At 36.8% G+C, this 14280-nt stretch carries 11 protein-coding genes; 2 read left to right on the top strand and 9 right to left on the bottom strand.

Features of this window, described 5'->3' with window-relative positions:
- Window positions 1-191: 191 nt before the first annotated feature.
- The 6 genes from MKX96_RS09300 to MKX96_RS09275 form a co-directional block, all read right to left on the bottom strand.
- Window positions 192-2786: a cation-translocating P-type ATPase gene (locus MKX96_RS09300; protein WP_340883300.1), complete on the bottom strand. Its 2595-nt coding sequence runs from the start codon at window positions 2784-2786 to the stop codon at window positions 192-194.
- Between the two features lie 205 nt (window positions 2787-2991).
- On the bottom strand, window positions 2992-4344 hold the full coding sequence (locus tag MKX96_RS09295; RefSeq protein ID WP_340883299.1) for an amidohydrolase family protein: 1353 nt from the start codon (window positions 4342-4344) through the stop codon (window positions 2992-2994).
- A gap of 431 nt (window positions 4345-4775) precedes the next feature.
- The gene (locus tag MKX96_RS09290) at window positions 4776-5645 is read right to left on the bottom strand and encodes a serine/threonine protein kinase (RefSeq protein WP_340883298.1); all 870 of its coding nucleotides are present in this window, start codon (window positions 5643-5645) and stop codon (window positions 4776-4778) included.
- A gap of 100 nt (window positions 5646-5745) precedes the next feature.
- Window positions 5746-6684 (bottom strand): DUF2268 domain-containing protein, encoded by a 939-nt coding sequence (locus MKX96_RS09285; protein WP_340883297.1) that lies wholly within the window; start codon window positions 6682-6684, stop codon window positions 5746-5748.
- Window positions 6685-6781: 97 nt separating this feature from the next.
- The gene (locus MKX96_RS09280; protein WP_340883296.1) at window positions 6782-7528 is read right to left on the bottom strand and encodes an SDR family oxidoreductase; all 747 of its coding nucleotides are present in this window, start codon (window positions 7526-7528) and stop codon (window positions 6782-6784) included.
- A 626-nt stretch (window positions 7529-8154) separates the two neighbouring features.
- On the bottom strand, window positions 8155-9225 hold the full coding sequence (locus tag MKX96_RS09275; RefSeq protein ID WP_340883295.1) for a citrate/2-methylcitrate synthase: 1071 nt from the start codon (window positions 9223-9225) through the stop codon (window positions 8155-8157).
- A gap of 103 nt (window positions 9226-9328) precedes the next feature.
- On the opposite strand from MKX96_RS09275, the gene MKX96_RS09270 reads away from it, so the two are divergent.
- Entirely contained in the window at window positions 9329-10210 is an 882-nt protein-coding gene (locus tag MKX96_RS09270) for a LysR family transcriptional regulator (protein WP_340883294.1), read from the top strand.
- 121 nt (window positions 10211-10331) lie between these two features.
- On the opposite strand, the gene MKX96_RS09265 is transcribed toward MKX96_RS09270, so the two are convergent.
- Window positions 10332-10703 carry a YolD-like family protein gene (locus MKX96_RS09265; protein ID WP_340883293.1) on the bottom strand — a complete coding sequence of 124 codons (372 nt, stop codon included), beginning with the start codon at window positions 10701-10703 and terminating at the stop codon, window positions 10332-10334.
- Window positions 10704-10931: 228 nt separating this feature from the next.
- Here MKX96_RS09265 and MKX96_RS09260 point away from each other — a divergent pair, with 228 nt between their 5' ends.
- Window positions 10932-11564: a CPBP family intramembrane glutamic endopeptidase gene (locus MKX96_RS09260; protein WP_340883292.1), complete on the top strand. Its 633-nt coding sequence runs from the start codon at window positions 10932-10934 to the stop codon at window positions 11562-11564.
- Between the two features lie 83 nt (window positions 11565-11647).
- On the opposite strand, the gene MKX96_RS09255 is transcribed toward MKX96_RS09260, so the two are convergent.
- Window positions 11648-12640, bottom strand: coding sequence for an LLM class flavin-dependent oxidoreductase (locus MKX96_RS09255; RefSeq protein WP_340883291.1), 993 nt, complete (start codon window positions 12638-12640; stop codon window positions 11648-11650).
- A gap of 320 nt (window positions 12641-12960) precedes the next feature.
- A complete protein-coding gene (locus tag MKX96_RS09250) occupies window positions 12961-14277 on the bottom strand; it encodes a dihydrolipoamide acetyltransferase family protein (RefSeq protein ID WP_340883290.1) in 1317 nt (438 codons plus the stop codon).
- Window positions 14278-14280 lie beyond the last annotated feature (3 nt).

Raw genomic sequence — 14280 nt, 5'->3', positions numbered from 1 at the left:
TTTTTTTACCGAGTGTACAAATTAAATGAAGCGATGGGTGATGGCTTATCGCTCACCCCGCGGAAAGCGTCCGGTTGGTGCGGAAATCAATTCTACTTTCTGATTTAAAGAGTATTATAATTCAACCCTAGCCTATAACATAGCATTATATTATTAGAATTATACAAAATGTTCCACTCATAAATCAATATTTATTTTTTAGCAAGGAAAAATCTATCTATTTGAATAACTATGAATGGTACGAAAGCCAATCCATAAATCATCGCTAGTTGAGAGCGACTTATTGCTGCAACGTCAAATAGCTCGAATATCAAAACTAGGTTCAAAAGAATGACACCAATTAGAAAAGCTATCCAAACAGTTAGATTCGAAAACAATCCAATTTTAAATATGGACTCTTTTGATCGGCAATTAAAGCCATGAAATAATCGCGACAAGCATAAGGTTGCAAACGCCATAGTAGTCGCGACCATTGTATCCCCAGTCGCCAATCCTATTTGAAAGGCGATAATTGTTACTGCTGCGATGAGGAAGCCCTCTAATCCAACCTGTATAGCAAACTTCTTATTTAGAAGCGGTTCCTTAATGTCCCTTGGCTTTTCTTTCATTACTTTTTTATTGTGTGGCTCTAAACCAATTGCAATGGCAGGTAAACTATCCGTCAGCAAGTTTATAAATAATAGATGAACCGGTAAAAAGGGTGCAGGTAAAGCAAGAATGGTTGCATACAGTACAACTAGGATAGCCCCTGTGTTACCGGATAGCAAAAACATAATGGAATTGGTAATGTTAGTGTAAATACTTCGCCCATTGGAAACTGCTTTGACAATGGTTGAAAAATTATCATCAGTCAAGATCATAGCAGAGGCATCCTTTGCAACTTCAGTACCTGTAATGCCCATAGCAACCCCTATGTCCGCTTGCTTCAAGGCTGGTCCATCATTTACACCGTCACCTGTCATCGCTACAACGTGACCTTTTTCTTGCCAAGCTTCTACTATACGGATTTTATGTTCTGGGGATACCCGTGCATATACAGAGACATTCTCGACTACGTCTTGTAATTCTATATCTGATAATTTTTCAATTTCCTTCCCTTCCATTACTTCCTGAGGACCTTCTATTATCCCTATTTCTTTCGCTATAGCTGTAGCGGTAATTTTATGATCTCCAGTAATCATAACAGGCTTAATACCTGCCTCAATACAATCTTCTACCGCTTGTTTAGTTTCTGGTCTTAAGGGATCCATCATAGCGACTAATCCAATGAAAGTGAGATCCTGCTCCATTTCCATGTTTACTATCAGGGAATCTACTTCTTTATAAGCAAACGCAAGGATTCTTAGACCATGGCTTGAAAAATGGTGGTTTGCTTGTTTTATCCTTTCGATTTGCCCTATGTTAATAGGTGAAATGCCTGTAGATGTTTCCATTCTTACTATTCGAGATAATAGCTCATCAACTGCTCCTTTTGTAATCATCATATATCGATTATTTATTCGATGAATCGTACTCATTAGCTTGCGATTAGAATCGAATGGCATTTCTCCTACACGGAAATATTGTTGGCGTACGTTCCCTTCATCAAAATTATATAGTTTACTCCAATTTACAAGCGCAATTTCTGTTGGATCTCCAATTTCTTTTTCTTCTGTACTTATCGAATCATTACAAAGCAACGCCATGCTCATTAAATTTTTATGGAGTGCGTTGTTGATATTAGCTCTATCAGCTTCTATGGTTTGCTCATTTACGTAAATATGCTGGACTGTCATTTTATTTTGTGTAAGCGTTCCAGTTTTGTCTGTACAAATAACAGAGATACTCCCTAAACTTTCAGCTGCTCGTAATTTTCGAATGATTGCATTTTCTTTTGCCATCTTCTGTGTGCCAAATGCAAGTACTATGGTGACGATTGAACTTAATGCTTCCGGAATAGCAGCTACCGCTAAGGATACCGCAAACATGAAAGAATCTACTAGCTCTCGGCCTCTAAGAATGTCTAGTCCAAAAATGATTAGGCATATAATGATAATGCCAATAGCCAATCTCTTTCCAAAGTGATCCAGATTCATTTGTAAGGGGGTTTTCTTTTCTTTTGCATTTTGCAACAGATTAGCAATCTTGCCTATTTCAGTAGACATACCAATGGACGTTACAATAGCACGTCCTCTACCATTAGTAACAAAACTTCCTGAAAAGACCATATTACGCTTATCTCCAATTGCTAGCTCCTCTTTAGCAATTAATGCTTCAATTTTGTCTATTGCTTCGGATTCACCTGTCAATGAACTCTCATTTACTTGTAAGCTATAGCTTTCCATCATTCTTCCATCTGCACAAATATAATCTCCCACTTCTAAATAGAGAACGTCTCCCACCACTACCTCTCGGGATGGAATTTTTATAACTTCTCCATTCCTCAGAACCTTAGCTATAGGAGCGGCCATTTCTTTTAAGCTATCTAATGATTTTTCCGCTTTAATATGTTGTACCGTCCCTAAAACTGCATTTAATACAATTACTATTACAATAACTATTGAACTTTCTAATTCTCCTAAAAAAGCAGAAATTACAGCGGCAACTATTAAAATGATGACTAGAAAATCATTAAACTGCTCTAAAAATACTTGTATGGCATTTTTCCTTTTACCTTCCTTCAATTCATTGAAGCCATTCTCTTTATGTCTTTGTCGTACTTCATAATCTGATAATCCTTGTTGAGTAACATCAAACTCTTTCATCACTTCTTGAACTGATTTTTGGTAGTATGCTGTGATATTCATTAGATTCCTCCAAACTCAATAGTTAAAATAGTTACATACCAATCAATCACTTAGATATGAATATATGTGCGAATTTAAGAGATTAGTACACAAATAATGATAGATTTAAATTATGATGCGATTTTAAGAGATTTTAATGCATATAAAAACAGGAGAGGCTTTAGAAATTGCCGCTCCTGTCAAAGATTCTATCTTATTATTTTAATTAGCTTGATTTATAATTGGTATCTAGAAAACTATTCATAAATTCCTCAATAGATTTTTTAATATTCTCTTCCACAGGAACTTTTTCAAGTAATTCATCTTGCGTGTATAAAGTCCCTCCCTTAATAATACTATGAATTTCTTTTGTGCAACGTATGTCTTTTAAAGGGTTTTTTTCTAGTACTACCATATCCGCAATTGTTCCTTCTTGAATGACTCCTATATCTTGTCTATTAAGGGCATCTGCTGCATTTATTGTTGCTGTCCTTATCGCATCTATTTCCGATAAACCATTTTTTACGAATAGCTCTAGCTCTCTGTGAAGCGCCATACCAGGAAAGGTGAAAATGCCAGCAGGAGTATCAGTACCAGCTACCACCCGGCCCCCTAAGTCAAAATAAGCTTTTGTAATGGCCTTGTTAAAGGTATGTTGCATTCCTAATTTACTCAAAGAACTTGTATTTTCGATAAAGCGTCTCCAATGCTGCATTAACACGGAGTTCTCTTTAATTTTGTCCATTATCTTTTCTTCCGAATACCAGTAATTCCGCATTAAATTGGCTTGGTCATACAAAACCATTGTCGGACAAAGTACAACATTATTTTCCACCAATACTTTACAAACATCTCGGATCTTTTTCTCATCAGGATTTTCCCAATCAATTTCTTTCCAAACACCTTCATTTGCCTGCATGGTCCAATTGGGGAAAATATCTTTTATAATACCCGAAGCATGCTCATTCCATTTAATACCCATTTTAGCAGCGTCAGTTGCAGTTACTTCCAAGGAGTGTATTAAATCACAACTGACTTCTTTCTGCTGAAGTTTTGCCTCATCAACAACTACCTGCATAATCTCCTTGGATAACCAACCATACACCTTAATGAAATCAGCACCCGCTTCAACCTGCCTTCTAACTTCTGCTCTAGCACTCTGTTCATCATTTACATTTATGTTCCATGGACTATTTTCACCCCACAAGCCAGGCGGTCCATCGATAATTCTATCTGATGAAATAACTCTTGGCGTTGGTGCACCTTCATTCGCATGTATTAGTTTTTCTAATTCACCAACATTCCCGCCCGTATTACGAACGGTTGTAACGCCTGCTGCAGTAAAAATAGGAGCATAATCTTTTTTCATATGTACGTGCATATCAATCAAACCTGGTATTACATACTTTCTTTTCAAATCATAAATAACCGCTTTTTTATGAATATTACCAATCTGCTTGTGGGCAGAAAAAATTCTAGTAATATAGCCATTTTGGATAAGAAGATGTGAATAAGTAGTTTTCCCAGTAGTTACATCTATTACATTAACATTTTTTAATAATAATACCGCATTCTCCATGGCGCTCTGTCCTTTTCTCCCAAGGTATAGGTAAGATACAAACTAGTTGTGATAATCATCTCGCATTTTTTATAAGTTTCAAAAGGTCTCATCTTTCTATTTCCCCGATTTCTCCCTTTTTCAAACACGGTGTTGGCTTCAGTTCACAAAGACTATTTTTTGTTTATAAACTCATTAATTTCATTAAATAGTTTGCTAATCAAATATTGTTTTTCGTAAGTTATGGCATTAACTCACCTAGAAAGTTAATTGGATGAGCATAAGCTACTTTTATTATTCTATCCATCTAGTTATTTTTCCTTTTAAATACAAAAATATAATTTTATAGAAGCTGATTCATTTCTATCATACGGAAAAGTGTAAACAAAATGCCTCTTGCATAGTAACTGCAAGAGGCACACTATATACTTTTAAATTAAGGGTTACAGCTATTACACTTTTTCGGGAGTATAAGTACCATATTCCTTTACGTAAAACTTCCATTCGGTATAGAAATCTATAACTGAAGCATAACGATTGTTCCTATTCTTTTCCACTGCTTTCTTAGCTACCTGATATAATTCTCTCCCTGCTTCCCACGTATCAGAGGAACGGTCAAGAGTTCCACCAACTAAAGCGAATGCCATTGCTCCCATATTGAAAACATTGGATCGACCATCAATTTCGGATGCGAGGGTAAACTCTTCTGGTGACATAAACCTGGAAGAGCCCCAAAGCCTTCCTATTTGGTTATAAAACGGTTTTACTTGATACAAATCCACGTCACATATTTTAGTAATATTTTGTTTAAAATCATATAAGATGCTTCCATCGTAAAAGTCTATCGCTACATAATTATTTTTTTCTACATGAACGTGAAATTCAAAAATAGTTGAAAGAGATTGTAAGCGTAATTCAAGTGGAAGCTTCTTAAATCTATGACAAGCAGAGTTTAGTTCAACATTCTTTTGTATGTTTAATCCATCAAACCATTCGAACACTAGTACAAATCCTTCTCGGAGCTCCAAATGATCAATTAGTTTAACTAAGTAAGGATGTTCTAACTCTTTATACACTACCTTTGCATTTTTGAGTTTTTTTATAGCTTCTTTAGGATCTCCTGCATAGTTTATAGTTTGAGCACCAGCATATTTTATAAGACTTTTCACATTCCCCTTCTGTACACCAAATGAGATATTACCTGAATCTTGCTTATCAAAGACACAAAAAACCTCTCCAAAATCGTTCAGCCATTTAAAATCATGACGTTCTTTTAACTGAAAGGACACTCCGTCTAACACTAATGATTGTGCATATCTCACATTCGTTCTCCCTCCATAAGAAATTCAAATTCACGTTTTTAAAAAGTTCTCCGCTTTGTAAGATGAGAAAGTAAATTCATGGTAATATCCTATGCTCTCTTTAGTCCGCATATTGGCTCTTAGCTAGTATGTCTTGCGCTGACATCTTGGTCCATTCCTCTATTGAAACGTCTCGATTTTCTTCTAAAAAGCTTTGCATGATTTCATAACCAATTTTGTAATTAGTCCATTTAGCTATCCCTTTAAAATGATTACCATTGAAAAGGAAATGCCACATTTCTGATTCCTCGGAGTTCAAGTTTTCCATGAAAATTTCCCACCCATGCTCCTTATAATAACCGGAAAGGGGCTGTAGCCATGCTGGTTCCATTTCTGGATATATGGTTTTTGAAAAAGTATCTGCCTTTCCCTCCAACACACTTCGTTCCAGCAAGGTCGTTGAATATCCACTTTCCATCGCGACTGTATGATGATATTCATGTGCCACGGTATATTTTAGAGAGCGCTCTGTAAAAAGAGGATTTATCTCTAAAATGAAACCATCTTTATTTAAGACTAATCCACCTACATATTCTAAGTCTTTTAACGAAGCTTCCTCCTCCATAAAAGAAGGAAATATATAGACTTTCTTGTCTTCTCCTGGTAAATTGTCTACGGAATCCTTAAGAGCTTCCTTGATCCATTTATCTATATTATTTTCTTGCTTTTTCAATCGTGTTAAATATTCTCCTACTTTATCTATATCCTTGGGTGCTGATATTTCTTCATATAGAGAAACTGTATGATTTGTACTTTCTCCGAAGGCTTTCATTACTTCTTGCTGAAATAATACTTTTATATTATCTGGTTCCTTTTCCGCCTTCTCGATAAAGTTCTCGTATTCATCAAAGAACGTGTATATTTCAATCTGCTGACCGTTATGCTCAAAAATCACAGGATTTTCATCCAGCAAAATTTCTGGTTTTTCCACATCTTCGTTACATCCAAACAAAAGAAGAGAGATAACTACAAATATAAACATTCTCCAATAGTTAATCATGAATTTCCCCCTGTAAAGTTGATGAAATGGAATAGATCTTTAACACAATTTTATCGGGCCATCCATTAAATGCTATACATTGGATTCTTCATGACGACTAGCCACGTACAAATCCACCCTCCGAATGTATAACCTGACCAGTAATCCAAGCTGCTTCATCACTTGCCAGGAAGGCTACACTCTCTGCGACATCTTTTGGTTGACCGATTCGCCCCATTGGAAATTTCGGTAATAGATGTTCTCTTATTTCCTCCGTCATCCAGGTAGAATCAGTCGGTCCTGGATTAACAGCATTTACTGTTATTCCTAGTGGTGCAACTTCTGTCGATAATGATTTTGTAAAAGCTGTTATAGCAGCCTTGGTTGCTGCGTAGGCAAGCTCGCCGGGCATCGGGCCCAGCTCTTGACCTGATGTCATATTTATGATTCTTCCGCTTCTTAATTCACTGTTTTTAAAGCGCTTGGCAAATTCTGCACTTAATAGAAATACTGTTCTCATGTTAACTGCATAATGATCATCTATCGTCTTGCTGTCTAAATTCAAGTATCCATCGTTTGTGGAATGAGCCGCATTGTTAACTAGGATAGAAGGCTTTCCTAGTTGCTCCTCTACAGCATTAAGGACAAGTGCGTAAGCCTCGCTGGCAGATAAATCAATGTCCAAACCTACACAACGGACACCTAAGTTGTTTATTTCTTGTTGAAATTGTTGAATCCATTCACTTTCGGCTTTCCAATAGGTAAAGAATATATCTATTCCTTTGGTGGCTAATTTTCGACAGATAGCAGTCCCAATGTCTCTTTGATTACTTGCTCCTGTTACTATAGCTATTTTTTTATTCATCTGTTTTCCCCCTTGTGAATAGATAGAAATAAATAGTTACTTATAAATAAAAGGCTATGTTAAAGCGTAGGGTTGATTTATGATGCAAAGAAATCTTAGATCAGAGAGTAAAATTGATTTTTCGCCCCAGCCGGACGCTTTTTCGCGGGGTGAGCGATAAGCCATCACCCATCGCTATTGCGCGTGGTTGTGATGTCTTATCTGTCTCACTCATCCCGCTGGAGTCGCCGTCTGGCGCTCCAATCAATAAACGAGAACCGCTTTAGCAGCGATAAAGTGCTAATAAATTTACTCGCATAAACTAAGCCGAAAAACTGTCACGAACTCCAATTTCATAATTTATTTTTGATCTTAATAATCATTTGAATGTCACTTTTATAATGTTTACAGTCACTATAAAAAAGAATTGTTAGTCAAAATCAACCAATAACTTTAACAAAGCTAAATATAATAAGAGGTTCAAAAATTTATAACCTCCCTCTTATAAAATGTCTCCTACCATTTTATATCAGAATAACCAAAATTAACATGTATTTTATACACTTTACTGTAAGAACTTATTAATTTATTCTTATACAAAATAAAAAAGGTTCCTGACAGCTGTCAAGAACCTCCACGTTTCTTACTTATTTTAGTTCCCCTACATAAATGGATTGTGGGCGGAAAATAGTATTGTCTCTAATTTGCTCAATTGCGTGTGCTGTCCATCCAACCATTCTTGCTGCACTAAAAGTTGGTGTAAATAGTTCCGCTGGCATGTCAATTGAACGCATGATCGCTGCAGCATAATATTCTACATTTGTGTATAATTTGCGCCCCGGCTTATGTTCTGCCAGTAACTCAATAATCTCCTTTTCCGCTATAGTCGCTATGTCTAGCCAAGGATCTTTCCCTTGCAGATTTAGGCATTTATCTCTCAGTAAAATAGATCGAGGGTCTTCAGTTTTATAGATGCGGTGACCGAAGCCCATAATTTTTTCACCGCTCGTAATCTTGTCTCTTACAATATCTCTAATCATTGTAGGATTTTTAAACTCATTAAGTAGTGAAATTACTCCAGAAGGCGCACCTCCATGCAATGGTCCCTTCATTGTTCCTAATGCTGATGTTACTGCTGCAGTTAAGTCTGACTCGGTTGAAATAGTTACTCGAGCAGCAAATGTAGAAGCATTCAAACCATGCTCCATCGTCAGCTTTAAATAAGTTTCAAGTGCTTCAACTTGTACATCTGTTGGCACTTCCCCATTTAACATCCATAAATAGTTTGCTGTATGGTTAAGCTCCTGTTTAGGTTCAACTATCGGTAATCCTTTTTGATTCCGGTAATGCCTTGCAATAATAACTGGCAATGCAGCCGTTAAAATTACTGCCTGCTCCTCTAGCGTTTTTTCCCTAAATTCTGTATGTGCAAAGGCAGATATTGCTGTTCTCATGGCATCCATTAAAGAAAAATCGCTTGGAAGAGCATCAATAATGGCGATTACATGATTTGGTAACACTCTATATTCTTTTAATGATGCCAAGCTTGTATTTGCTCTTTCCCCTGACCATAAAAAGCTTGCGATATCTTCAAATGTCCCTTCATTTATAAGCTCATCTACCTTCACACCTCGGTATCTAAGCTCACCCTTTTCCCCGTCCACTGATGCAATTTTTGTATGAACGGCAACTACATCCTTTAGTCCCTTTTGAAACATACGAAACGCCTCCTTTTTCTTTATTATATTTCAAAACATTGATAATAAAAATTAAATATATATAATTATATTAATTAAAAAAATTAATTGAGTGGGTGTATATATGGAATACCATTGGTTAAAAACATTTTGTGTAGCAGCAGAAACCTTAAACTTTCGAAAAGCCTCTGAAAAATTAATGGTTTCTCAGCCTAGTGTAACTGTCCATATTAAATTACTTGAAGAATATTTAGGTACCCCTCTTTTCGATCGAGTAAACAATCGTGTTTCTCTTTCAGACGCTGGTAAATTTTTTCTCCCAGAAGCTATGCGGCTTGTCCAACAAACAGATCATAGCGTCAACAATGTACGTGCATTCGCACAAGGGTATCGAAGAAAATGGACTATTGCCATTTCTCCGCTTATGGCAGAGACAATCCTACCTTACTTTTTAAAGACTTTCTTAAAGCGTCATCCAGACTTAGAGATAAATATTCGGGTAGAGGAATCCAATCTAATTGAGGATTTAGTAGATACAGGTGAAGTAAATATAGGAATATCAGCAATTGATTCTCAGAAAAAAAATATAGAATCGATCTCGATATATGAGGATCCTATTCTGTTTTTAATGCCTTACGATGGCTTTGATGAAGAAAATGGACCCCCAATAGATATAAAAGATATTCTTCAAAAAAATTATCTTTTTACCCACCATCATCCTGTGTTTTGGGATGAACTGTTATTAAAGCTGAATAAGCATGTAGTCGGATTAAGAACGATGAAGGTTACGCAGGCACATATTACTAAACGCTTTATCCAAGAAGGACTCGGTATATCCTTTCTTCCTCACTCTATTGTGAGACGAGAATTAATCGAGGGAAAGATGATGCAACCACATTTTGATTTGTTTGAACTGCCTACAGTTTCTACATTTATAATTATTAAAAAGAAGGGCGTGCTCGAAGAAGAGTTTATATCCCAAATTTCCAAATATTATTTTGGGTAGGTTAAGCATAGTGTATCTGCCCTAACTTCCTTAATATGAGATAAAAACGTAAAATTAAATTGCTGATTTCACGTTGTTTAAATTTATTGATTCCCTACATACCAGCAGCTTTTAACTACGATTACTCTAGAATGGTTACATCGACTATTTCATCAATCTTTACTTCATAAAAACGATAGGGATCGTCTAACTCAAGAACACGCCTATTTAAATCAATCCATTGAATGGTCCCACGATGATATAAAAATTCTCCATCCCTCCAACGTTTAATTTCTATATCGACATTTCTTTTCATAGCAATTTCTATTTGTTCTTGAATTGCTTCGTAGTCGAATTCATTTAGATCTGGGCGTGGAACTTTTTTTATCTCCTCATGATAGTCTCTCAACATTGTTACATGCTCAGGCAACATCATAGCCACCCATTTTTTTGAGCCTCTATCACGTATTTTAGATAAATCAAACTCGTTCCATTCTTCCTCGAAATTAGTCATCTCCATCACCTTTCTTTTTTGACTATTATACAGAACACACGTTCCTTATACAACCACCAATTTATCCCTAGGCATGAACAGCCTTTACATAATAGTTATGCTTAAGAAAGTGATTATTTAATAAAAAGTCGCCATTATTACCAGTAAAATTCTAATTAATGTTGTTCTAAAATGGATATTTATGTTAAATTTGTGGTAGGTTCCGATATAACAGTGAGGGAGATCAAGATGCTTGTAGCTAACAGAAAAAATATTACATTAAATAATTTTGTGTATGCTGTTTTACTTATGCTAACAGGCTATGGAGTGAGTTATTTTAATAGCCATTTTTTTAACGGATATGGCACACTTATTTGGTTTACTATTTTCATTTTGTTATCCATAAGCTTTAGTCCAGTAAGAAATTTAATAGTCCCCTTACTAAATTTCAAGCCATTTAAAAGTTCTCGGACATATCTATATATGTTAGTGGGAATTATTATCCCCTACCTAATATTAAAGTTAAGCATTCGTTATGAAATTTTAATGGACCGAAGTCTTATCGTTTATTACAAAAATGGTTTACTTGAGGGTTTCAACCAACTTTCCTTAATAGATGCTGTCATCTTTGCTCCAATTTGGGAGGAGCTTCTTTTTAGAGGGGTACTATTATTTGCTCTATTAAAAGTAGTCAAGCCAGTATGGGCTGTGGTTCTAACTTCAATACTTTTTTCTCTTTTCCACCCGGCGTACCTATTCCTTTCACTTATTGCAGGGGTGGTATTAGCTTGTATTACTATAAAATCGAAATCCGTCATACCTTCCATGGTCACACATGCTATTTGGAATTTGTATATCGGAAAGCTATCTCTATTCTTTTAACCGATTGCAGCCGGCATTTTAACATAGCATCTCAAAAGAAAGTACATTAAAAAGGCCCTGCATATAGCAGAGCCTCGAATACACTACATTAATTCTTTTGCTAGCAATCGGTAAACGTCTAGTCGCTTTTGTTGAGAGTGTGGGATACTACAAATCATCACTTCGTCGAAGCCATAATGTGCCTGTTCCTCTTGAAGAGTATTAGCTACTTCCTTTGCAGATCCTACTAAGTGGATTTTGCGGTTTTCTTGAATCATCATCCGATCCATTTCTGTTAAAGGATAATTTTGTGCCTCTTCCGGTGTCATAAGCTGGCTAATCTGTCCTTTCATAAGTGAAAGTCTAGAAATATCTTGTGGTAGCGCCTCAAATTCCGCCTCTTCCTTAGTTTCTGCAACAGTTACTAAATAGGTTACATTGATTTCTGGCTTTTTCATAAATGCTGAAGGTTTAAAATTCGAACGATAAGCATCTAAAATTGTTGGAGTCATCCCACCCTGGAAGAACTGAGCAAATGAATAACCTAGTCCCATCTGTCCAGCCTTAATGGCACTGTTCCCAGTGGATCCAAGCAGCCATGCTTCAGGAAGTACGACGTTAGATGGTGATGCAATGGTTCTATTATACACACTGTCCTCAGGTACCTCATCATTTAAAAGCTCCAGTGCTGTCCCTAACTTTTCGTATAAATTATTCACCATAGGCGGACGTCCTTCTGAAAGAGCGTACATCGCATAGTTGTCCCCGCCCGGGGCACGTCCTACTCCAAAGTCAATTCTTCCTGGAGAAAAAGCACTTAACGTTTTAAATACCTCCGCCAGCTTAAGTGCTGAGTAATGCATCATCATTACTCCGCCCGTTCCAATTCGAAGGTTAGTCGTTTTCGCAGCAAGTTGAGCAGCAATAATTTCTGGAGCTGAGCTTGCAAAAGCACTTGTTCCGTGATGCTCCGCCATCCACATTCGGTGATAGCCGAGCTCATCAGCTAAAATTGCTAATTCTTCTGCTTTTTTCAATGCATCTATTGCATTATTTCCTTTAGTGATCGGTGCTTGATCTAACACACTTAATTTCATATATATATTCGCTCCTTCGTTTGCTATACATTCTCTAATTTCTATTTAAATGCTATAGAAATAGTAAGAAAAAGTAAACGAAAGGGTCTTGGAATTTGCTAAATAGATAATAAGGGGAGCCTCTTAAAAAGAGACTCCCCCTCACCTAAACAGATGAAAAAGCCCGCCTTGGCGGACTTTTTTATTGGAATCGGTCGGTTTTCTGAAATAATCGGTCGGTTCCGGTCGATAATCGGTCGGTCAATCCGAATAATCGGTCGGTCAACACGCACTCGAGACGATTCCTCGATTTATATCTAATATTTGGACGTAAGTATATTTTAGTATACTGAAGTATTTTCTTTCGAAATATTCTCTAAAATTTCTTTCACGCGAGCTAAGAAACGACCACATACAAGGCCATCTAATACACGATGATCGAGAGATAAACATAGATTCACCATATCTCTAGCAGCAATCATGCCGCCCTCCATAATTACTGGTCGTTTTACAATAGACTCTACCTGAAGAATTGCTGCTTGTGGATAGTTAATGATCCCCATCGATTGAACAGAGCCAAATGAACCTGTATTGTTTACAGTGAAGGTACCACCTTGCATCTCATCAGATTTAAGCTTACCAGATCGGACTTTTCCTGCTAGCTCCATTACTTCACGAGCAATGCCTTTAATCGTCTTTTCGTCTGCATGCTTAATTACTGGAACAAATAAGGCATCATCCGTTGCAACTGCAATTGAAATATTGATGTCTTTCTTTTGGATAATTTTGTCGCCAGCCCACATAGAATTCATCATTGGAAATTCTTTTAATGCTTGCGCTACTGCTTTCACAAAGAATGCAAAATAAGTAACATTAAAGCCTTCTTTTTGTTTAAATTCATTTTTAATCGAATCACGGTACTGTACTAGGTTCGTCACATCTACTTCAATCATTGTCCAAGCGTGAGGTGCCTCATGCTTACTACGAAGCATATTTGCAGCAATTGCTTTACGGACACCAGTTACTGGAATTTCGATGTCACCTGCTCCGACTGGGACATTAATAGAAGCTGGCTTTGTTTGAGTGTTAGTAGGAGCAGAAGCTATAGCCGCTTTTTCCTCAACCTTAGGCTCGCTAGCTGGTGTCGGCTGTGGAATTTCTCCACTTTCTATTATTTTCAGTAAATCCTTACGAGTAATTCTACCTTCATTACCAGTACCAGTGACTAATGAAAGATCAATATCATGCTCCTGAGAAAGTTTAAGAACTGCAGGTGAGTAACGAGCTTTTGCTCCTTTTGCACGGTCTGTTGGGGCTGACTGTGCATGCTTATTCACCTCAGCTGGTTTAACCGTTTCCGCAGTTGGTTCTTCAGGCGCCGCTTCCTTTACCTCTACGATTTCTTCAGAAGAGCCTCCTTCTGTTTCAATCGTACAAACGATTTCTCCTACTGCAAGTGTATCTCCTTCATTGGCAATAAGTTCTTTAATAACTCCCGTGAAGGAAGAAGGTACTTCTGCAGTTACTTTATCTGTGTTAACCTCTGCAAGTGCGTCATACTTATTAACATGATCGCCTGGTTTTACTAACCATTTTTCGATTGTTCCCTCGGTTACACTTTCCCCAAGCTGAGGCATTTTAATTTGTTCTAGTGCCATATG

Source organism: Psychrobacillus sp. FSL W7-1493, assembly GCF_038004905.1.
Classification (GTDB): Bacteria; Bacillota; Bacilli; order Bacillales_A; family Planococcaceae; genus Psychrobacillus.
Note: the sequence above shows the minus strand (reverse complement) of the source record. Positions and strands in the feature narration are given on the sequence as shown.